This is a genomic window from Escherichia sp. KCJ4928, assembly GCF_004352695.1.
In the GTDB taxonomy this organism is placed as follows: Bacteria; Pseudomonadota; Gammaproteobacteria; order Enterobacterales; family Enterobacteriaceae; genus ECMA0423.
The window spans coordinates 1-485 of sequence record NZ_SJWV01000592.1; the positions used below are offsets into that span (position 1 = coordinate 1).

Annotated in this window: 1 pseudogene; it reads right to left on the reverse strand. The window is 57.3% G+C overall.

What is annotated here, in order from left to right:
• Positions 1–485, reverse strand: a pseudogene (locus E0D98_RS25755) (hypothetical protein); the annotation flags it as partial.

Below are 485 nucleotides of genomic sequence, written 5' to 3' on the forward strand. Positions count from 1 at the left end.
GTACCCGCTGGTCAATCAGTTGCACAAGGGTGCCCGCCGCTTCCGGCCCTATCTGCCCGTTAGCGCCGTCATTCTGAATGGCGATGTGGTACACCGGAGAATACACCAGACCCGCACTGCCGTTCATGCGGCCCACCGCACGCACGCCGAGTGAACCATCCGCTGCCCGGGTCAATCAGGGCAGCATTGCGCAGCAGCTCCTGCTTCTGAATCTCCGTCAGGGTTTTCAGCTCGCCCTGCGAGGTCTGGTATTTCAGTTTTGCCAGTTCTGTATTCTTCCCGGCCAGTGCCAGTTGTTCCTTCTGCTGCTTCAGCAGACGGGAAAAACTGTCTTCCGCTTTTTCCGTCTCAGATTTTTCGCCCCGGGATTTGGGTTTATTCGCCTCATTATTGCGCCAGGCTTCCATCGAATTACGGATGTAACGCTGCCTCGCCTCCTGATACATATCCCCCACCAGACCAAGGTCATCCGCCGCATACCCCAG